Annotated in this window: 20 protein-coding genes; 9 read left to right on the top strand and 11 right to left on the bottom strand. The window is 64.3% G+C overall.

The window, feature by feature from the left end:
- Positions 1–29: 29 nt before the first annotated feature.
- The 9 genes from ISM_RS03060 to coxB form a co-directional block, all read right to left on the bottom strand.
- The gene (locus ISM_RS03060) at positions 30–614 is read right to left on the bottom strand and encodes a GNAT family N-acetyltransferase (RefSeq protein WP_009812641.1); all 585 of its coding nucleotides are present in this window, start codon (positions 612–614) and stop codon (positions 30–32) included.
- Entirely contained in the window at positions 614–1876 is a 1263-nt protein-coding gene (locus ISM_RS03065) for a M16 family metallopeptidase (protein ID WP_040617800.1), read from the bottom strand. The genes ISM_RS03060 and ISM_RS03065 overlap by 1 nt, the downstream gene beginning before the upstream one ends.
- Complete coding sequence (gene thrC / locus ISM_RS03070) at positions 1873–3261, bottom strand: threonine synthase (RefSeq protein ID WP_009812643.1); 1389 nt, start codon at positions 3259–3261, stop codon at positions 1873–1875. Before thrC ends, ISM_RS03065 begins: the two co-directional genes overlap by 4 nt.
- Entirely contained in the window at positions 3258–3944 is a 687-nt protein-coding gene (locus tag ISM_RS03075) for an SURF1 family protein (protein WP_009812644.1), read from the bottom strand. Before ISM_RS03075 ends, thrC begins: the two co-directional genes overlap by 4 nt.
- A 105-nt stretch (positions 3945–4049) precedes the next feature.
- Positions 4050–4850: a cytochrome c oxidase subunit 3 gene (locus ISM_RS03080; RefSeq protein WP_009812645.1), complete on the bottom strand. Its 801-nt coding sequence runs from the start codon at positions 4848–4850 to the stop codon at positions 4050–4052.
- A gap of 23 nt (positions 4851–4873) precedes the next feature.
- A complete protein-coding gene (locus ISM_RS03085; RefSeq protein ID WP_009812646.1) occupies positions 4874–5455 on the bottom strand; it encodes a cytochrome c oxidase assembly protein in 582 nt (193 codons plus the stop codon).
- On the bottom strand, positions 5455–5640 hold the full coding sequence (locus ISM_RS03090; RefSeq protein WP_009812647.1) for a hypothetical protein: 186 nt from the start codon (positions 5638–5640) through the stop codon (positions 5455–5457). The genes ISM_RS03085 and ISM_RS03090 overlap by 1 nt, the downstream gene beginning before the upstream one ends.
- Complete coding sequence (gene cyoE, locus ISM_RS03095; protein WP_009812648.1) at positions 5627–6568, bottom strand: heme o synthase; 942 nt, start codon at positions 6566–6568, stop codon at positions 5627–5629. The genes ISM_RS03090 and cyoE overlap by 14 nt, the downstream gene beginning before the upstream one ends.
- A gap of 151 nt (positions 6569–6719) precedes the next feature.
- Positions 6720–7604, bottom strand: a complete 885-nt coding sequence (gene coxB / locus ISM_RS03100; RefSeq protein WP_040617802.1) for a cytochrome c oxidase subunit II — start codon at positions 7602–7604, stop codon at positions 6720–6722.
- A 221-nt stretch (positions 7605–7825) separates the two neighbouring features.
- Here coxB and tldD point away from each other — a divergent pair, with 221 nt between their 5' ends.
- The 4 genes from tldD (at position 7826) to ISM_RS03120 (ending at position 14341) form a co-directional block, all read left to right on the top strand.
- A complete protein-coding gene (gene tldD / locus ISM_RS03105) occupies positions 7826–9247 on the top strand; it encodes a metalloprotease TldD (protein ID WP_009812651.1) in 1422 nt (473 codons plus the stop codon).
- Positions 9248–9629: 382 nt separating this feature from the next.
- Positions 9630–10799, top strand: a complete 1170-nt coding sequence (gene dprA, locus ISM_RS03110; protein WP_083780888.1) for a DNA-processing protein DprA — start codon at positions 9630–9632, stop codon at positions 10797–10799.
- Positions 10800–10972: 173 nt separating this feature from the next.
- Positions 10973–13579 (top strand): type I DNA topoisomerase, encoded by a 2607-nt coding sequence (gene topA / locus ISM_RS03115; RefSeq protein ID WP_009812653.1) that lies wholly within the window; start codon positions 10973–10975, stop codon positions 13577–13579.
- 177 nt (positions 13580–13756) lie between these two features.
- Positions 13757–14341, top strand: coding sequence for a L,D-transpeptidase (locus tag ISM_RS03120; protein WP_040617803.1), 585 nt, complete (start codon positions 13757–13759; stop codon positions 14339–14341).
- 17 nt (positions 14342–14358) lie between these two features.
- Here ISM_RS03120 and ISM_RS03125 read toward each other — a convergent pair whose 3' ends face one another.
- A complete protein-coding gene (locus ISM_RS03125; RefSeq protein WP_009812655.1) occupies positions 14359–15300 on the bottom strand; it encodes a DMT family transporter in 942 nt (313 codons plus the stop codon).
- A gap of 176 nt (positions 15301–15476) precedes the next feature.
- Here ISM_RS03125 and ISM_RS03130 point away from each other — a divergent pair, with 176 nt between their 5' ends.
- Positions 15477–16172 carry a CoA transferase subunit A gene (locus ISM_RS03130; protein ID WP_009812656.1) on the top strand — a complete coding sequence of 232 codons (696 nt, stop codon included), beginning with the start codon at positions 15477–15479 and terminating at the stop codon, positions 16170–16172.
- A gap of 2 nt (positions 16173–16174) precedes the next feature.
- The gene (locus tag ISM_RS03135) at positions 16175–16801 is read left to right on the top strand and encodes a 3-oxoacid CoA-transferase subunit B (RefSeq protein WP_009812657.1); all 627 of its coding nucleotides are present in this window, start codon (positions 16175–16177) and stop codon (positions 16799–16801) included.
- 79 nt (positions 16802–16880) lie between these two features.
- Here ISM_RS03135 and ISM_RS03140 read toward each other — a convergent pair whose 3' ends face one another.
- Positions 16881–17741, bottom strand: a complete 861-nt coding sequence (locus ISM_RS03140; protein ID WP_009812658.1) for a lytic transglycosylase domain-containing protein — start codon at positions 17739–17741, stop codon at positions 16881–16883.
- A gap of 368 nt (positions 17742–18109) precedes the next feature.
- Between ISM_RS03140 and ISM_RS03145 the strand changes: the two genes are divergently transcribed.
- The 3 genes from ISM_RS03145 (at position 18110) to cpaB (ending at position 19682) form a co-directional block, all read left to right on the top strand.
- Complete coding sequence (locus tag ISM_RS03145; protein ID WP_040617804.1) at positions 18110–18319, top strand: Flp family type IVb pilin; 210 nt, start codon at positions 18110–18112, stop codon at positions 18317–18319.
- A 177-nt stretch (positions 18320–18496) separates the two neighbouring features.
- Positions 18497–18688 (top strand): Flp family type IVb pilin, encoded by a 192-nt coding sequence (locus tag ISM_RS03150; RefSeq protein ID WP_009812660.1) that lies wholly within the window; start codon positions 18497–18499, stop codon positions 18686–18688.
- Between the two features lie 124 nt (positions 18689–18812).
- Positions 18813–19682: a Flp pilus assembly protein CpaB gene (gene cpaB, locus ISM_RS03155; RefSeq protein ID WP_040617805.1), complete on the top strand. Its 870-nt coding sequence runs from the start codon at positions 18813–18815 to the stop codon at positions 19680–19682.
- Positions 19683–19738 lie beyond the last annotated feature (56 nt).

The raw sequence follows: 19738 nt of genomic DNA on the forward strand, positions 1-19738 counted from the left end.
GACGTCTCACCGACCCGCCAATTCAGGCCTCAGCCGACGTCCGTCCGGCCCCGCCGATCCATCCGCAGCGCGGCATAGAGAACATGGTTGCGCCACCGCCCATCGATCTGCAGATAGCTCTGCGCCACGCCCTCATATTTGAACCCGCATTTCTCCAAGAGCCTGCGCGACGCGGTGTTTTCCGGCAGGCAGGCCGCCTCGATCCGGCTCAGGTCGAGCCGGTCAAACGCGTAATGCACCACCGCCTCGATCGCCTCACGCATATAGCCCTGGCGGGCATAGCTCTGCCCCACCCAATAGCCCAGCGTCCCGGCCTGCGCCGGACCCCGCCGGATATTGTCGAGCGTGATCGCCCCGAGCAAAACCTGATCCTCGCGCCGCACCAGGAAAAGCGGCATGGCCGAGCCATTGTTAACCGACCGCTGCGCCCAATAGACCCGGCTGTGAAACGCCTTGCGCGTCAGGTGATCGCGCGCCCAGGCGGGCTCCCACTGGGTGAGAAACTCGGCGCTTTCCCGGCGCAGCGCGGCCCAGGGCAGGTGGTCGGCCATGACAGGCTGGCGCAAGGTCAGACGCTCGGTCTCGATCTTTATCTTGCGCCGCGCCATGAACATCAGGCCGCACGCCTTTGCTGCAGGGCCTCCAGGCTCGGGGCCTCCGCCACCGGCCCATAAAGCGCCAGCGCCGCCGGCGCCTCGGCCGCCGTCTCTTCGGCAAGGCGGCGCACATCGTCGAGCGTCACCGCGTCAATCCGCGTGATCACTTCGTCGAGCGGCGGCACCCGGCCCCAGATCTGCACCATCCGCGCCAGACGCTCGGCGCGGTTCGACGGGCTCTCGAGCCCCATCAAAAGCCCCGCTTTCATCTGCGCCCGCGCCCGCTCGATCTCGTCGGGGCGCATGTCCTCTGCGGCACGTTTGAGCTCGTCAATCGTGATCTCCGCCAGCCCCGCCAATTGCTCGGCCGAGGTGCCCGCGTAGATCGTCATCATGCCGGTATCGGCATAGGCCCCCGCCGAAGCATAGATCGAATAGCACAGTCCACGCTTCTCGCGGACCTCCTGAAAGAGCCGCGACGACATGCTGCCGCCCAAGGCGGTGGCATAGATCTGCGATGCGTGGATGCGGCTGTCGCAATAGTTCGGGCTCTCGAAGGCCAGCGCGAAATGCGCCTGTTCGAGCTGCTTTTCATGGCGGCTCTCACCGCCTGCGAACTTGGCCGGGCTGATCGCCTCGGCCTCGCCACGGGTCATATCGGCAAAGAGCGCCTCGGCCTGTTGCACCAGGTCGTCGTGATCGACCGCGCCTGCTGCCGACAGGATCATCTGCTGCGGCTGATACTGCTCGGCCACGAACCGTTCGAGATCGGCCCGGTTGAAACTGCGCACCCGCTCTTCCGGGCCAAGGATCGTCCGGCCCAGCGGATGATCCGGATAGGCCTGTTCCTGCAGCCAGTCAAAGATCACATCATCGGGCGTGTCGAGCGCCTGACCGATCTCCTGCAAGATCACCCCGCGCTCGATCTCGATCTCTTTCGGATCGAACACCGGATTGCGCAGAATATCCGCCACCACATCGAGCGCCAGCGGCACATCCTGCTTGAGCACCCGCGCGTAATAGGCCGTGACCTCGCGGCTGGTGTAGGCGTTGATATAGCCGCCGACATTCTCGATGGCCTCGGCAATGTCGAGCGCGCTGCGCGTCGCCGTGCCCTTGAACGCCATATGCTCAAGGAAATGCGCGATGCCGTTCTGCTCGCGATGCTCGTTGCGTGCCCCCGCCAGAACCCATATGCCGATGGCTGCGGATTGCAGCCCCGGCATATGTTCTGTGACGATGCGAAACCCGTTGGAGAGTTCGGTCAGTCTGACGTTCAATTCCCGGTCCGTTCCCTGATCAGTGCCTCGATCGCGCCAAGGTCGTTGCCGACCCGCGTGATCCGTTCCGGCCGCTCATACAGGTCCGACATATGCGGAGGCAAGGGGGGCCGGACACCGCTGGCCGCTTCCACCGCGTCAGGGAACTTGGCCGGATGCGCCGTCGCCAGCGTGATCATCGGCGTGCCCGTCTGCCGCTGCCGATCCGCCACCGCCGTGCCAATGGCACTATGCGGACACAGAAGCTCGGCACTCTCGGCCTGCTGACGGGCGATCTCGGCGCGGGTCTCGTCCTCGCTCACCCGGTCGCTGTCATAGCTCTCGCGCAGCGCCTCACGGGCGCCCTGGCTCACGCTGAACCCGCCGGATTTGAGCTCTTCCATGAGCTGCGCCACCGCCGCCCCGTCGCGGCCATAGGCCTCGAACAGCGCCCGCTCAAAGTTGGAGCTGACCTGAATATCCATCGACGGGCTGATCGACGGGATCACCCCATCGGGCTTGTACTCGCCGCTCTCGAGGCACCGGTGCAGAATGTCGTTCTGGTTCGTCGCCACCACCAGCCGCTCGATGGGAAGCCCCATGCGCTTGGCGATGTAGCCCGCGAAAATATCGCCGAAATTGCCGGTGGGCACGGTAAAGCTCACCTTGCGATGCGGCGCGCCAAGGCTCACGGCGGAGGTGAAGTAATAGACCACCTGCGCCAGAACCCGCGCCCAGTTGATCGAGTTCACACCGGCAAGCCCAACGGCATCGCGGAACTCGAAATCGTTGAACATATCCTTCACGCGCGCCTGGCAATCGTCGAAATGCCCATCCACCGCCAGCGCATGCACATTGTCCTCCGACGGCGTCGACATTTGCCGCCGCTGCACCTCGGACACCCGCCCATGCGGATAGAGGATGAACACATCCACCGCCTCGAGCCCGCGAAACGCCTCGATCGCCGCGCTGCCGGTGTCGCCGCTCGTCGCGCCCACGATACAGACCCGCTTGCCCGACCGTTTGAGCGAGAACTCGAACAGCTGCCCGATGAGCTGCATGGCGAAATCCTTGAAGGCCAGCGTCGGCCCGTGGAACAGCTCCAGCAGGAAATGCCCCGGCGCGAGCTGCTTGAGCGGCGCGCGCGACGCCACCGCAAACCCGTCATAGGCCCGCGCGATGATGCCGCGAAACTCTTCGTCGGTGAAGGCGTCGCCCACATAGGGCCGCATCACCCGAAACGCCACCTCCTCATAGGGCAGCCCCTCGAATGCCGCGATCTCGTCCGGGCTGAGCGTCGGGATCGTCTCGGGCAGATAGAGCCCCCCGTCCCGCGCCAACCCGGTTAGCATGGCCTCTTCGAAACTCAGCGTCGGGGCCGTGCCCCTGGTCGAGATATATTTCACCGTATCGTGCCCTTGTCTGGACGCCTCTGGCGCCACAGGAAGTAAACGGTCATCGCGGCCCAGATCACGGCCAGCGAAAACCAAGTGATTGCATATTCCAAGTGATCGTTCGGGATGCCCGAACTGTCCAGCCCCAGCGGCGTCGCCAGCGGTTCTGATTGCGACACGGCGCGCGCCACCACCAGAATCGGCCGGGTGTCGAGATGCGCCGCCATCGCCTCGACATCGCGGGCAAACCAGATCCCCGCGCCGAGATCCGGCTCGGGCGTATAGCCATCGACCTCGTCAGGCCAATGTAGATTGCCCTGCACCGTGACGCCTTGGGCCGCCGCCGGCGCGGCCGTCTCGCGCACCGGGACAAAGCCGCGATCGACCATGATCCGCCCGGCCTCGGTCTCCATCGCGGTGATATAGCGATAGCCCGCGCCAATCTGCTTCTGGCTCACCAGAACGCGAATGCTGTCGCCGGTGAGATCGCCGGTCACTTCCACCGGCAGGTATTTGTCGCGCGCCGGATCCGGCACCTCGGGCAACGCCCCGGGCTCGGCCCCGATCCGCGCGTCGATCTCGGCCAGCACGGCCTCTTTCTCGGCCAGCCGCCGCACCTGCCAAGTGCCCAGCGACAACAGAATCGCCACCCCGACGATCCCGAACAACAGCGGTATGATCTGCTTGGCTCGCATTCGCACCCCCCGGTGCATTTCATCCCTTGAAATGGAAAGTGCGGAGGCTTCCCCCCGCACGTCCCGATATCTTGCGTCAGCTCATGCGCCCGCAGGCGCGCTGCTTCAGCCGCCCCAGATGTAGACCGCCAGGAACAGGAAGAGCCAGACCACATCGACGAAGTGCCAGTACCAGGCCGCCGCTTCGAACCCGATATGTTTCTCGGGGGTGAAATGGCCGCGCGTCAGACGGATCAGGCAGACAAAGAGAAAGATCGTCCCGATGACCACATGCGCGCCGTGGAACCCGGTCGCCATAAAGAAGTTCGCGCCATAGATATTGCCCGAGAAGCCAAAGGCCGCGTGGCTGTATTCATAGGCTTGGAACGCAGTAAAGATCACGCCGAGACCGATCGCGATGATCAGACCCCATTTCATGTCCTTGCGGTTGTTCTCATGGACGAGCGCATGGTGCGCCCAGGTCGCCGCCGCACCCGAGCAGAGCAGGATCAGCGTGTTGATCAGCGGCAGGTGCCACGGGTCAAAGGTCTCGATCCCTGCGGGCGGCCAGACGGCATCCTTGAGCGGGCTGTCGGGACCCATCGGATAGATGGCATGCTTGAAAAAGCTCCAGAACCAAGCCGCAAAGAACATCACTTCGGACATGATGAACATGATGAACCCGTAGCGCAGACCGATCCGCACCACCGGGGTGTGATCCCCGGCGCGGCTTTCCTTCACCACATCGGCCCACCAGCCGAACATGACGTAGAGAACGCCGACGAGACCGATCAACAGCATCCAGGGGCCGTGATCGTGGAAGAAGAGAACTGCCCCGAAGAGCATGACAAAGCCAGCGACCGCGCCGAGGAACGGCCAGATCGAGGGGCTCAGAATGTGATAGTCGTGATTTTTTGCATGTGCCATTTAGGTATCCCTCGCATGAAGGCTCAGTTCACGTTTTTATATTTTTCGCCGTCCTGCACAAGGGCTGCTTGCGCCTCGGGCAGGTCGATTTCGTAGAAAGTATAAGAGAGCGTGATCGTATGCGTGTATTTCGCATCGCGGTCGGTCACGATCTCCGGGTCCACGAAGAAGCTTACCGGCATCTGCACCCGTTCGCCGGGTTGCAGAACCTGCTCCTCGAAGCAAAAGCAATCCACCTTCACGAAGAAACTGCCTGCTTCATAGGGCGTGACGTTATAGCTCGCCTGCCCTGCCACCGGACGGTCGGTGGGATTATACGCCTCGTAAAAGGCCAACCCGTCTTCGCCGATGCGCAGCTCCATCTCGCGCGCCATGGGTTTGAACTCCCACGGCATGCCGCGCTCTTTGCTGGCGTCAAAGCGGATCTTGATCGTCTGGTCGAGCATCTCGGACGACCCGGTTTCGGCGACATTGGTCTCGCCGCCATAGCCTGTGACGCGGCAGAACCAGTCATAGAAGGGCACCGAGGCCCAGGCGAGACCGCCCATCAGAACGACCACGCCGGCCAATTGGGCCACTGTCTTTGTCTTCGGATCCATCGCCATCACTCGGTCCTTTCGATCTTTTCGGAATTTGGCACGCTGAACTCTTCGTTGGTGACCTTGGCGATGGTCAGCCCGAAAATCAGCGCGACAAAACCGCCCAGAACCAGCCCGAGGCCAAGGTTCCGGCTGAACCGGCGTTTGTGCATTTCATGGTCGCGGCCAAGCCCCATCTCACCAGCCCCCAAGGCCGAACCGGCCAAGCATCGCCTCGGCGAGGATCGCCAGGAAATGACCAAAGAGATAAAGGAGCGAGAGGGCGAAAACCCGTTTTTCCGTGCGGTATTGATCGGACTGCGCGGCCTCTTCGTCGCGCCGCCAGATGTCCCACGCGCCCTTCAGGAACGCGAGGTTGAGCAGCACCGCCACCGCCATATAGATCGGCCCGCCGATCGAGGTGACGCCGACCGCGAGGGCCACGGGCACCAGCAACAGCGTGTAGACGAGGATATGTTTGCGGGTCGACTTGCGACCATGGGTCACGGTCAGCATCGGCACGCCCGCATTCTCGTAATCCGACTTCATGAACAGCGCCAGCGCCCAGAAATGCGGCGGCGTCCACATGAAGATGAGCGCGAACATCAGCACCGATTCGACGCTGATCCCGCCGGTGGCCACAGCCCAGCCGATCATCGGCGGAAACGCCCCCGCCGCACCACCGATCACGATGTTCTGCGGGGTCCAGCGTTTGAGCCACATGGAATAGATGACGACATAGAAAAAGATGGTGAAGGCAAGGATCGCCGCCGCCATCAGATTGGCCGCCAGCGCCAGCATGATCACCGACATCACCGCCAGCGTGATGCCAAAGCCAAAGGCCTCGCCTTCGCTGACCTTGCCCGCCGGGATGGGCCGCGACTGGGTGCGTTTCATCACCCGGTCGATATCGGCATCCCACCACATGTTGAGAGCGCCCGAGGCGCCGCCGCCCACGGCGATAAAGAGGATCGCGGCAAAGCCCACCACCGGATGCACCGGCACCGGCGCGGCCAGCAGCCCGACAAAGGCCGTGAACACCACCAGCGACATGACCCGCGGCTTCAGCAGCGCAAAGTAATCGCCAAAACCGGCCTCGCCGGTCCCGCTCTCGCTGGCATGTAGGCTTGCGTCGCTCATTCAGCTCTCCGTCGTGACGGCGGCGCGCCCCATCCGGGCCGAGGCCTCGGGGCGCGCTTGCCTGCCGTATCTCGTCTGGCCGCTCCGCATCCGGCTCGCGGCCACCCCTCGCTTGGGATGGCCCCCGCTCCGATGCGCCCGCGGCGCGCGCTTACTGGGCCGAAGCCACGTCATAGCCCGCGGGCGTGCCGGCATATTCCTCGATCGCGCCCTGCAGCCACTCTTCATAGGCCTCTTCGCTGACCACTTTGACGGTGATCGGCATATAGGCGTGGTCCTTGCCGCAAAGCTCGGAACACTGACCGAAATAGACGCCTTCCTTCTCGGCCTTGAACCAGAGCTGGGCAAGACGGCCCGGCACGGCATCCTGTTTCACGCCAAAGGCGGGGATGGTCCAGCTGTGGATCACATCGGCCCCGGTCACGGTCATCACCACGGTCTTGTTGACCGGCACGACAACGGCGGTGTCGGTGGCCAGCAGGAATTCATTGCGGCTATAGCCCGCCTCTTCCAGCGCCGCCTCGACCTCATCGGTCAGAACATAATTGCCCACGGTGGCCGGCTGACCGATCATGTAGCTGTCAAAGGCAAACTCGTGGTCGGTATACTCATAGCCCCAGTACCACTGATAGCCGGTGACCTTGATGTTGATCTCGCCCTCGGGGATCTCCTGCTGCTTGAACAGCACCGGCAGCGAGAACGCCCCGATAAAGACCAGCACGATGATCGGGATGATCGTCCACGCCACTTCGACCGGCGAGTTATGGGTAAAGGTCGCGGGATTCGGGTTGCGGCGGCGGTTGTAGATGAAAATACACACCGCCATCAGCGCCACCACGAACAGAACGATGGCGGTGATGATCACCAGGAGCATACTATCGAGCCAGTGAATATCGCTTGCCAGCTCGGTGGCGGCTTCCTGAAACCCGATTGCGCCCGGCGTCGGTGCACCAATGATTTCAAGCCCATCCTGGGCCACGGCGGGAAGAGCGGTCACAGCGGCCAGCCCGGCCAGCATCTTGGAGAAAAGTCGCATTCATGCACCCTGATCGGTTGTCTCGTATGTCATCTCAACGGGGCTTTTCGACGCGCCGCGCCGGAATCCCATTGTTTCAATGCCGGTTAAAACCATATTCTGCCCCCACAGACAAGAAAGACCATTGCGGCAAAGAGACGCTTTTTCGCTCCGCCCCGTAAAACTTGGGCTTTTTCGCCCGCGCCATGCCGCGCCGGATGGCCCCGACACAGGAAATACCCATGACCGACACGCCCTTCCGCCCCTTCGAGACGCAGATCGACCGCGAAACTGCCCTGCAATCGCTGCGCCGCGCGACCGAGGGCGCCGACGATGGCGAATTGTTCCTCGAACGCCGCCGCTCCGAGGCGCTGGTCTTTGACGATGGCCGGGTGAAAAACGCCAGCTACGACGCCTCCGAGGGTTTCGGCCTGCGCGCGGTGCGCGGCGAGGTCACGGGCTATGCCCATGCCACCGAGCTGAGCCAAGCCGCCATCGCCCGCGCCGAAGCCACCGCCCGCCTCGCCGTGGGCGACGGTGGCGGCACGCTGTCTGACGCGCCGCGCGCCACCAACACACATCTTTATACGGACGCCGATCCCATCGGCGGCACCAGCTTCCCGGTCAAGCTCGACACCCTGCGCGAGATCGACGCCTTCGCCCGCGATCTCGATCCCCGCGTGGTGCAGGTCTCGGCCTCCATCGCCGCCAGCCTGCAAGAGGTGGTGATCCTGCGCCCCGACGGCCATGAGGTGAGCGACACCCGCCCGATGACCCGGGTGCAAGTCTCGATCATCGTCGAAGAGAACGGCCGCCGCGAAAGCGGCTCCGCGGGCGGCGGTGGCCGCATCGGGCTCGACGGGCTCATCGCGCCCGAGAACTGGCAGGCCAAGGCCCGCGAGGCGCTGCGCATCGCGCTCGTCAACCTGCGCGCCGAACCGGCCCCGGCGGGGGTCATGGATGTGGTGCTCGGCCCCGGCTGGCCCGGTATCTTGCTGCACGAAGCCATCGGCCACGGGCTCGAAGGCGATTTCAACCGCAAGCAAAGCTCGGCCTTCGCCGGTCTCATGGGCCAGCGCATCGCCGCGCCCGGGGTCACCGTGCTCGACGATGGTACCATCCCCGACCGGCGCGGCTCGATCACCATCGATGACGAAGGCACCCCCTCGGCCAAGAACGTGCTGATCGAGGACGGCATTCTTGTGGGCTATATGCAGGACCGCCAGAACGCCCGGCTGATGGGCGTCGCCCCCACCGGCAATGGCCGCCGCGAGAGCTATGCCCACGCGCCGATGCCCCGGATGACCAACACCTATATGCTCGGCGGCGACAGCGACCCCGCCGACATCCTGGCTGATCTCAAGGACGGCATCTATGCGGTGGGGTTCGGCGGCGGTCAGGTCGACATCACCAATGGCAAATTCGTCTTTTCCTGCACCGAGGCTTACCGCGTCAAGGATGGCAAGGTCGGCGCCCCGGTCAAAGGCGCCACGCTCATCGGCGACGGCGCCACCGCGCTGCAGCAGATCCGCGCGCTGGGCAATGACATGGCGCTCGATCCCGGCATGGGCAATTGCGGCAAACAGGGCCAATGGGTCCCCGTCGGCGTCGGCCAGCCCACCGTGATGATCGGCGGGCTCACCGTCGGCGGCTCGGCCACCTGACGAGAGCCAAAGGCCCGGAACAAGGTGCGCAGCACCGCCGGGCAGCGCCCGTCCGCCCCCCGGGCGGGCGCTCCTGCACCCTCTCTCCCCCCCAAGGCCCGGATCAGCCGCGCAAGCGGCCCGGGCAGCGCCCGACCGCCCCCCGGGCGGGCGCTTCTGCACCCTCTCCCCCCAATCACACCTCAGAATCCGCAGCACGATAAACTGCCCAGAACACCCGATGCCGATGCCCCCCCGCGGTCGGGCCCCGCCCTCGTCTCCCACCTGATCCCAAGGCCGTCCCCAAACTTCCCGCCAATCCCTCGCGAAATTTCTTGGAACGCTTTACCGGGCATTAACCAACCGTGCGCTACACCTGTCCTTGCAACTAGGCGGAGGCACGATGGCCGTGGACATACATCCTTCCACTCACCCCCCTCTCCCACCCACCACGGAAGATGCGCGGTTGTCGTGGCTTCGCCTGTTGCGCTCTCGCCGGGTCGGCATCACCACATTCTACCGGCTCCTGGCGAAATTCGGCACCGCCGAAAACGCGCTCGCGGCGCTGCCTGACATTGCCCGCGCCGCCGGTGTCACCGATTACATCCCCTGCCCCGAAGGCGTCGCCCATATAGAAATGCGCAATGCCGCCCGCCACAAGGCGCGGTTTCTCGCCATCACCGATGCCGACTACCCCGCCGCGCTGCGCGACATCCCCGATCCGCCGCCCTTTCTCTGGGTCACCGGCGACATCTCCGTTCTCTCTCGCCCGATGATCGCACTGGTTGGCGCACGCAACGCCTCCTCGCTCGGCATGCGCATGTCGCGGGCCTTGGCCTCGGATCTGGGCCGCGCCGGCTATGTCGTGGTCTCCGGCCTCGCCCGTGGCATCGACACCGCCGCCCATCGCGCCGCGCTCGACAGTGGCACCATCGCCGTCATGGCGGGCGGCGTCGATGTCATCTACCCGGTGGAAAACGACCGGCTCGCCGTCGATCTTCTGGCCCATGGGCTGCGCCTGTCGGAAAATGCCATGGGGCTCGCCCCGCAGGCCCGCCATTTCCCCCAGCGCAACCGCTTGATCAGCGGTCTCGCCCGCGCCGTCGTCGTGGTCGAGGCCGCCGCCAAATCCGGCTCTCTCCTGACCGCGCGCAATGCGCTCGATCAGGGGCGCGAGGTGCTGGCGGTGCCGGGCCATCCCTTCGACGCCCGCGCCGCAGGCTGCAACATGCTCATCCGCGATGGTGCCCGCCTGGTGCGCGATGCCCGCGACGTGCTCGAACTTCTGACCGAGGAGGCACCAGCCCGCGCCGCCACGCCCGAGCCGCCCACCCCTGATCCCACTGTGGCCCCCGACATCCCCGCAGCCCCGCCCGAAAAGCGCAGCCTGCGCGACACCGCCCAGCTCCACAGCCAGATCCTCAACCGGCTCGGCCCCTCGCCGCTGCCCGAGGATCAGCTCATCCGCGACATGGGTCTCGGCGCCAATGCGGTGGCCCCCGCGCTCGTCGATCTCGAGCTTGCGGGCCGCATTCAGCGGCAGGCAGGCGGGCTTTTGTCGCGCAATTCCTAAGCCCTCTGAAGGGCAAAAATCCCCACAGTCGCTTTACCGACGCGATACCGACGTGCTGCCGACCCGCCATTTGGCGGGTCGAAAACCGTCAAAAACCTCTGCATTGACAAAGCCCCCCGTCGCGACACATGTTCCGCCGCCACAGCCCATTCCATGAGTCGAAAGGTTAATTCATGCCCGTTGTTGTCGTCGAATCTCCGGCCAAGGCCAAGACAATCAACAAATATCTGGGCTCGGATTACACCGTTCTGGCCTCTTACGGACACGTCCGCGACCTGCCTCCCAAGGACGGCTCGGTCGACCCCGAGGCCGATTTCGACATGAAATGGGAGGTCGGCAACGACAGCAAGAAACATATCAAGGCCATCGCCGACGCCCTCAAGGACGACAACGCCCTGATCCTCGCCACCGACCCCGACCGCGAAGGCGAAGCCATCTCCTGGCACCTCGAAGAAGCCCTGCGAAAACGCAAGGTTATCAAGAAAGACACCCCCGTCAGCCGGGTCGTCTTCAACGCGATCACCAAAGCCGCCGTGACCGAGGCCATGCAAAACCCGCGCGAAATCGACACCGCGCTGGTCGACGCCTATCTCGCCCGCCGCGCGCTCGATTACCTCGTGGGCTTCAACCTCTCGCCGGTGCTTTGGCGCAAGCTCCCCGGCGCCCGCTCGGCCGGGCGCGTGCAATCCGTCTGCCTGCGTCTCATCGTCGAACGCGAGATGGAGATCGAGGCCTTCAACGCCCGCGAATACTGGTCGGTCAAGGCGCTGCTCGGCACCCCGCGCGGTCAGGAATTTGAGGCCCGCCTCGTCACCCTCGCCGGCAAGAAGCTCGACAAATACGACATCGAGAACGCCACCCAGGCCGAGCTCGCCGTGCAGGCCGTCTCCTCCCGCGATCTCTCGGTCCAGTCGGTCGAGGCCAAGCCCGCCTCGCGCAACCCGTCCGCCCCCTTCATGACCTCGACCCTGCAACAAGAGGCCAGCCGCAAATTCGGCATGGGCGCCCGCCAGACCATGAGCGCCGCCCAGCGTCTCTACGAGGCCGGCCACATCACCTATATGCGGACCGACGGCATCGACATGGCCCCCGAGGCGGTCACCGCCGCCCGCGACGCGATCACCGATCGCTATGGCGCCGAATATGTCCCCGGCAGCCCGCGCATCTACAAGAACAAGGCCAAGAACGCGCAAGAAGCCCACGAATGTATCCGCCCGACGGATATGACCCGCGACGCCGCCGCGCTCAAACTCACCGACGCCGATCAGCGCAAGCTCTATGATCTGATCTGGAAACGCACCCTCGCCTGCCAGATGGAGAGCGCCCGCCTCGAACGCACCACCGTCGAAATCGGCAGCCAGGACGGCCAGGTCGGCCTGCGCGCCACCGGTCAGGTCGTGCTCTTCGACGGCTTCCTGCGCGTCTATGAAGAGGGCCGCGACGATGACGTGACCGAGGATGACGACAAGCGCCTGCCGCAGATCGCCCAGGGCGACGCCATGGCCAAACGCGACGTCACCCCGGAACAGCATTTCACCCAGCCACCGCCGCGCTACACCGAGGCGACGCTGGTCAAACGCATGGAAGAGCTCGGCATCGGCCGCCCCTCGACCTATGCCTCGATCGTCACCACGATCCAGGAACGCGAATATGTCACCAAGGACAAAAACCGCCTGATCCCCGAGGACAAGGGCCGCATCGTCACGATCTTCTTGCTGAATTTCTTCCGCAAATACGTGGGCTATGAATTCACCGCCGATCTCGAAGAAGAGCTCGACGTCGTCAGCGCCGGCAATGCCGATTACAAACAGGTGCTCGCCCGCTTCTGGCGCGACTTCTCGGTGGCCATCGCCGAGACCTCGGAACTGCGCATCACCGAAGTGCTCGACGTGCTCGACGCCGCGCTCGCCCCGACGCTCTACCCGCCGCGCGAAGACGGCTCCGATCCGCGCATCTGCCCGCTCTGCGGCGAGGGCAAGCTGCACCTGAAAACCTCGCGCTCCGGCGGTTTTGTCGGCTGCGGCAACTACCCCGAATGCCGCTACACCCGTCCCATCGGCGGCGAAGCGGGCGACAATGGCGACCGGGTGCTGGGCGAGGACAATGGCGACGAGATCAGCCTACGCTCGGGCCGGTTCGGCCCCTATGTGCAACGCGGCGAGGCCACCGAGGAAAACAACAAGAAACCGCCCCGCGCCTCGCTCCCCAAGGGCTGGCAGCCCGCCGAGATGGATCTCGACAAGGCGCTGCTGCTCCTGAGCCTGCCGCGCGAAGTCGGCCCCCACCCCGAAGATGGCGAGCTGATCGAGGCCGGCATCGGGCGCTATGGCCCCTTCGTCAAACATGGCCGCACCTATGCCAATCTCGAATCCGTCGATGAGGTCTTTACCGTCGGCATGAACCGCGCCGTCGAAGTGCTGGCGCAAAAGGCCGCGCGTGGCGCCGGGCGCGGGGCTGCTGCGAAACCGCTCAAGGAACTGGGCGAGCATCCCGAAAACGGCGGGCCGGTGAACGTGATGCCGGGCCGCTACGGGCCCTATGTCAAATGGGAAAAGGTCAACGCCACCATCCCCAAAGAGATCGAGCCGGAACAGGTGACCATGGAACAGGCGGTGGCGCTCCTCGCCGAAAAAGCCGCCAAGAAGGGCACCCGCAAAAAGGCAGCCCCCAAGAAGGCAGCCGCGAAAAAGCCCGCCGCCAAGAAAACCGCGGCCAAAAAACCGGCGGCCAAGAAACCTGCAGCCAAGAAGGCCCCCGCCAAAAAGGCCGAGGCCGACTAACCGGCCCAATCGCGGGCCAATCGCGGCCTGTCACAAACCGCCAAATATCACGCGCCCGGCCCATAAGCGGTCGGGCGCCGTCATATTCAGGATCGCGCATTTGTGATCGCCCCGGACCTAGCTTCTGCCGCCCATCCCGTCCAGACAGGGCAAAAAACCAGAGCAGAAGGAAAGATCATGACCAGAACACCCCTGACGCGCCGCCTGGTTCTGGGCGGCCTTGCCAGCGGCTTGACCGGCGTCCTCGCGGCCCCGGCCCTGCACGCCGCCCCCGCGCCCACCGTGCTGGCCCCCACCGGCACGCGCCGCAACGCGTCGAGCTTTACCATGCAGGACTGGCGCGACCATTTCGACACGCTCGACCAAGGCGCCATCGTCGCCGACACCGGCAGCCGCGCGCTCCATTACTGGAATGCCGATGGCTCGGATTACCGGATCTACCCGACCTCGGTGCCGATGACCGAAGAGCTGACCAAGCGCGGCTATACCAAGGTCGTGCGCAAACGCGTCGGCCCCGACTGGACGCCCACGCCGAGCATGGTCGAACGCAATCCCGAGCTCAAATACATGCCCCCCGGCCCCGACAACCCGCTCGGCACCCATGCCATGTATCTGAGCTGGCCCGCCTATCTCATCCATGGCACCCATGACACGCGCAAGATCGGCCGCCGCTCCTCGGATGGCTGTATCGGGCTCTATAATGAAAAGATCGAAGAGCTCTATGCGCTGGTGCCCATCGGCACCCAGGTCCGCATCATCTAAGCGAGATCATCCCGGGCCTACCCCGGCTTTGGCCCCGGCGGCACCCCGCCGCCGGTCGCCCCATCCGGGATGGTGGCCGCCCGTGCCCCCGCCCGGCGCTCGCGCAGCATGAGATAAACGCCCGAGGCGATGATCACCACGGCCCCCAACAGCGACCAGCCATCCGGCGCTTCGCCAAACACCGCCCAGGCGAGCACCATCCCCCAGACCAGCGCCGCATAACGAAACGGCGCGATAAAGCTCACCTCGCCCATCTGCGCCCCCCGGATCACCAGCACGAAGGCAAGGCAGAGCGCCGCTCCCGATCCCGCCGCCGCCCCGAGCGCCCGCAGGCCCAGAGGCCGCCACTCCTCGCTGAGCCAGACCAAGGCGCTGGCGATCCCGATGATGGCCAGCGTCGACAAGAGCGCCACATGCACCGGGCTCACCTCGCGCGCGATGCCGCGCGTCACCACATCGCGCGCCGCCATACAGGCCGTGGCCAGCATCGCCAGCAGCGCATGGATCTGCAACGTCTCCGCCCCGGGCCGCACCACCATCGCCACGCCGAGCACGCTCACCAGCGCCGCCGCGCTGCGTTGCGGGCCGGGCCGCTCGCCATAGGCCAGCATGCCGCCCAGCATCAGAAACACCGGCAAGAGCTGATTGACCGCAATCGCCCCCGACAAGGGCATATTGACCAGCGCCAGAACCCATAGGCTCAGCCCGCAAGCCTCGAACGCCACCCGAAGCCGCACCCGCCCCCGCCGCGCCAGCGCCCAGAGTCGCGCGGGCGTCGCCACGCCCCCCAGAAAGGGCGAGAGCAGCGTCAGGAACAGCAGCGCCGCGAGGCTGCGCAACAGCAGCGCCTGCTGCCAGGTCACATATTGGCCGAGCAGTTTGACAAAGGCGTCATTGCTGGTGAAGCAGACCATCGCCAAGGTGATGAGCAGCGCGGCGCGCAGATTGTCGGTGTGCATCCCTGTCCCTCCGGCGGGCGAGTGTGGCCAGCCTCACCGCAACTGTCCAGCCGCCATCGCCCCGTGCAAGGGCGCAGAGCCCGTGGCGTAGAAATACCTAGCCACCGCGCGCCCCGTTGACAGGCTGGCCGCCGCTCGTCACAACCCCTCCATCTTACATGAGAGAGGAGAGTTTCGTGGGCAAGATCTATGGCTCTGCCGCCGAGGCGCTGGATGGGCTGCTCTTTGACGGCATGACGATTGCCGCGGGTGGCTTTGGGCTTTGCGGCATTCCCGAACTTCTGCTGAGCGCCATTCGCGACGCCGGCACCAAGGATTTGACATTCGCCTCCAACAACGCGGGCGTGGATGATTTCGGCATCGGCATCCTGCTGCAGACGCGGCAGGTGAAGAAGATGATGTCCTCCTATGTCGGCGAGAACGCCGAATTCATGCGCCAGTATCTTGCAGGCGAGCTCGAGATCGAGTTCAACCCCCAAGGCACCCTGGCCGAGCGCATGCGCGCCGGCGGCGCGGGCATCCCGGGCTTCTACACCAAGACCGGCGTCGGCACCGAAGTGGCCGAAGGCAAGGAACACAAAGAGTTCGACGGCGAGACCTATATTCTCGAACGCGGCATCTTTGCGGATCTGAGCATCGTCAAGGCCTGGAAGGCCGACGAGACCGGCAACGCCATCTTCCGCAAGACCGCGCGCAACTTTAACCCGCCCGCGGCCATGTGCGGCAAGACCTGCATCATGGAGGTCGAGGAAATCGTCCCCGTGGGCAGCCTTGACCCCGATGCCATCCACCTGCCCGGCGTCTATGTGCACCGCCTTGTCCAAGGCACGCATGAAAAGCGCATCGAGCAACGCACTGTACGGGAGGCCTGATCATGCCCTGGGACCGCAATCAAATGGCCGCTCGCGCCGCACGCGAGCTCGAAGACGGCACCTATGTCAATCTCGGCATCGGCATCCCGACCCTCGTGCCGAATTTCATCCCCGAGGGTGTCAGCGTCACGCTGCAATCAGAAAACGGGATGCTCGGCATGGGCCCCTTCCCGGTGGCGGGCAGCGAAGACGCTGACCTGATCAACGCCGGCAAGCAGACCATCACCGAACTGCCCGAGACCGCCTATTTCGACAGCGCCACCAGCTTTGGCATGATCCGTGGCGGCAAGATCGCCATGGCGATCCTCGGCGCGATGGAAGTGGCCGAAAACGGCGATCTCGCCAACTGGATGATCCCCGGCAAGCTGGTCAAAGGCATGGGCGGCGCGATGGATCTCGTCGCCGGTGTCGGCCGCGTGGTGGTGGTCATGGACCACACCAACAAGCATGGCGACAGCAAACTGCTCAAATCCTGCACCCTGCCGCTCACCGGCGCGGGCGTGGTCAACCGCATCATCACCAACCTCGGTGTGCTCGATGTGGTCGAGGGTGGTCTGAAGCTCGTCGAGCTCGCCGATGGCGTCACTGAGGACGAACTGCGCGCCGCGACCGAGGCCACGATCCTCTGAGCCGATATATATAGAATGACAAAACGGCCCTCCGCGCGGGGGCCGTTTTCATTTGGGCACTTATGGGTGACGCCCGGATTTACTGCGCCGAGGCTAGGGTCAGCGCACAGCCATCGGTCACAAACTGCGGCCGCGTCTTGCACAGCCCCCGCGCCACCTCAAAGGCCGCCAGAACCTTGGGCACATAATCGAGCGTCTCGGCATAGGGCGGCACGCCCTTGTGGCTCTTCACCGCGTTCTCGCCCGCGTTATACCCCGCCAGCGCGAGGATCGGATCGCCCTTGAACTCGGTCAAGAGCCAGTCGAGATAGGCCACCCCGCCGCGAATATTCTCGCCCGCGTCGAGACTGTCCTTGACCCCGAACCGCGCCGCCGTGTCGGGGATGAGCTGCATCACCCCCTGCGCGCCCGCGCTGCTCACCGCATCGGCCCGGCCACCGGATTCCACCGCGATCACCGCCAAGACCAGCGCCGGCGACACCTCTTTGCCAAGCGTCGACACGAGGATCTGCGGCCCATAGGCGGCGGCGAGCTTTTGCAGATGCTGCAGCCGGAACTGCGGCGCGACCTCGCCCGCCGGCGGCTTGCTCAGCCGCAACAGCGCCGTCTCGAACCGCAACAGCGTCTCTTCGCTGACCCCCGTGGGGACACCATCCCAGAACCAGCCGTATTTGCCCCGCGCCGTCGCCACATCCGGCACGGCGGCCTGCGCCCCCCCGGCGTCGGCTTCGCCCGCAGATTGCGAGGGTCGGGGCGACGGGGTTTGCGCCGCAAACTCTTCGGGCGTGATCCGCACGTCGATCCGCTTGCGCGTTCCGGGTTTGGGCGGCTTGCCCATCTTAAAGGTGAATTCTGGAAACGGGGGGGGATCCTTGGCCCAGACAGGGGCGCTGTGCAGAAAGAGACCTGCTGCCACCATCAAAACCGCCCGGCCTGCCATCCGAGAGAGATACTGCATGTTCACTGCCCATCTTTATTTTTGGGCAAAGTATCACAGAATCCCGTCAATTGCGCCAGCTTCGGCGACAATCGCACCGGTTGATTCTGCTGATTCTTCATGTTTTCCGGGTGTTACGCCGCGAAGTGCAAAAAAGTTTATGAAAAATTTCCGTTATACTTCAAACAATTAACCCTTTTACCCGCAATTAATTCTGGTTGCGCGAAAATTGCACGAATCGCGCCCAATTCCCGCCCGATTTCGCTGGCTATATCTCCCCATACCGCAGCCAAGGTCGTTTAGAGAGAGGCGGCCAGGACGGTGGAGCGGTTGTTAACTTGAGATTACATGATCCTTTGGAGGGACGACTAATGACCAAATTCATCAATGCTTTCGTGAAAGACGAAGACGGTGCCGTGACTGTTGACTGGGTCGTGCTGACCGCAGCCATCGTGGGCCTTGGTATTGCAGGCGTTGCCGCTGTCAGCGACGGCGTGGACGAGCTGGCCGGCCGTATCAGCGACGGTGTCCAAGCCGTTGACGTTGAAGGCGCACCGGCAGCCGGCGGCGAAGCTGAATAATCGCTCGCCGATACGATTTGAGAAAGCCGCGAACATCCTGTTTGCGGCTTTGCTCACCCCCAGACTTCCAGGTTGCAGCGTCGCCTGACGTGGTGCCACAACGAGGCCCGCAAGGAACAGTTCATCATTTGCTTCGCCGTTGCACATCGTAATGCTGCTGAACAAAGGATGAGTGCCATGAAAACGCTCCTTAGAAATTTCCTAAAATCTGAATCGGGTGCGATCACCGTCGATTGGGTTGTTCTGACAGCCGCAATTGTCGGGCTTGGGCTGGCCGCCGTGGCCAGCGTCCACAACAGCACCAACGGTCTGTCCGAAAGGGTAGGCAACGCCGTGGCGATCACCACGCTCGGCACCGAGGGCGAATAACGCCGCCAGAACTTCATGATCCGCGCGTGGTTTCGCCACGAAGGGTCTCTAAACTGAACGCAACCCCGGCCATGACTCGTGCAGTGGAAGATGCGCCGGGAGAAAAACGGGAAAGGAACGCCCAATGCGATTGGTATTTGGATTGGTTTTGATCGTCGGCATCGGCCTGGCGGGATTTGCCGTTTACATGGCAAAATCCGTGATTCAGGGATACCGGACAGAACTCAACAGCGCGCGCGCGGCCAATCAGCCGGCGATCAAGACCGTGGATGTCTATGTCGCCAAACGCGCCCTCGCCTATGGCGACCGTCTCACCAAGGAGGACGTCGTTCAGGTGAAATACCCGGCCCGCGCCCTTCCCGAAGGCGTGTTCCAGACCGTCGAGGATCTCTTCCCCGAGGGTCAGAAAGAATTCCGCACCGTCCTGCGGGCGATGGAGAAATACGAGGCGCTGCTTGGCGTCAAGGTCACCGCCCCCGGCGAAGATGCCGGCATCCTGACCAAGCTCGAGCGCGGCAAACGCGCCTTCGCCATCAAGGTGGACACCACCTCTGGCGTCGCGGGTTTCCTGCGTCCTGGCGATCGTGTCGATGTCTATTGGACCGGCAACACCGGCCGGGGCGGGCTGCGCACCGAAGGCGACAGCACCGGCGACGTGACCAAGCTCATCCTCACCGGCGTCAATCTGATTGCCGTGGATCAGTCGTCCAACGACCAAACCACCGGCGCCATTCTGGCACGGACCGTGACCGTCGCGGTGTCGCCGCAAGAGGTCGCCGCCCTCGCCCAGGCTCAGGCCACCGGCAAGCTCACGCTCTCCCTGCTCGGCACCAAGGAAGACACTATCGCCGAGGTGATCGAGGTCGACCAATCCTCCCTGCTCGGCCTGCAACAGGTGCAAAAGCAGGTGCAGGCGCCCGTCGAACAGGTCTGCACGATCAAGTCCCGACGTGGTGGCGAAGTGGTGGTCACCGAGATCCCCTGCACCAATTGATCGGATCGCAAAGCCACAAGAATTCAGGGCGTTCCGCACGGGACGCCCTGTTGGTT

The organism is Roseovarius nubinhibens ISM (assembly GCF_000152625.1).
Taxonomy (GTDB): domain Bacteria; phylum Pseudomonadota; class Alphaproteobacteria; order Rhodobacterales; family Rhodobacteraceae; genus Roseovarius; species Roseovarius nubinhibens.

Coding starts and splice junctions, on each gene's coding strand:
- ISM_RS03060 (WP_009812641.1), bottom strand. CDS start 614: ATGTTCATGGCGCGGCGCAAGATAAAGATCGAGACCGAGCGTCTGACC.
- ISM_RS03075 (WP_009812644.1), bottom strand. CDS start 3,944: ATGCGAGCCAAGCAGATCATACCGCTGTTGTTCGGGATCGTCGGGGTG.
- ISM_RS03080 (WP_009812645.1), bottom strand. CDS start 4,850: ATGGCACATGCAAAAAATCACGACTATCACATTCTGAGCCCCTCGATC.
- ISM_RS03085 (WP_009812646.1), bottom strand. CDS start 5,455: ATGGCGATGGATCCGAAGACAAAGACAGTGGCCCAATTGGCCGGCGTG.
- cyoE (WP_009812648.1), bottom strand. CDS start 6,568: ATGAGCGACGCAAGCCTACATGCCAGCGAGAGCGGGACCGGCGAGGCC.
- coxB (WP_040617802.1), bottom strand. CDS start 7,604: ATGCGACTTTTCTCCAAGATGCTGGCCGGGCTGGCCGCTGTGACCGCT.
- tldD (WP_009812651.1), top strand. CDS start 7,826: ATGACCGACACGCCCTTCCGCCCCTTCGAGACGCAGATCGACCGCGAA.
- dprA (WP_083780888.1), top strand. CDS start 9,630: ATGGCCGTGGACATACATCCTTCCACTCACCCCCCTCTCCCACCCACC.
- topA (WP_009812653.1), top strand. CDS start 10,973: ATGCCCGTTGTTGTCGTCGAATCTCCGGCCAAGGCCAAGACAATCAAC.
- ISM_RS03120 (WP_040617803.1), top strand. CDS start 13,757: ATGACCAGAACACCCCTGACGCGCCGCCTGGTTCTGGGCGGCCTTGCC.
- ISM_RS03125 (WP_009812655.1), bottom strand. CDS start 15,300: ATGCACACCGACAATCTGCGCGCCGCGCTGCTCATCACCTTGGCGATG.
- ISM_RS03135 (WP_009812657.1), top strand. CDS start 16,175: ATGCCCTGGGACCGCAATCAAATGGCCGCTCGCGCCGCACGCGAGCTC.
- ISM_RS03140 (WP_009812658.1), bottom strand. CDS start 17,741: ATGGCAGGCCGGGCGGTTTTGATGGTGGCAGCAGGTCTCTTTCTGCAC.
- ISM_RS03145 (WP_040617804.1), top strand. CDS start 18,110: ATGACCAAATTCATCAATGCTTTCGTGAAAGACGAAGACGGTGCCGTG.
- ISM_RS03150 (WP_009812660.1), top strand. CDS start 18,497: ATGAAAACGCTCCTTAGAAATTTCCTAAAATCTGAATCGGGTGCGATC.
- cpaB (WP_040617805.1), top strand. CDS start 18,813: ATGCGATTGGTATTTGGATTGGTTTTGATCGTCGGCATCGGCCTGGCG.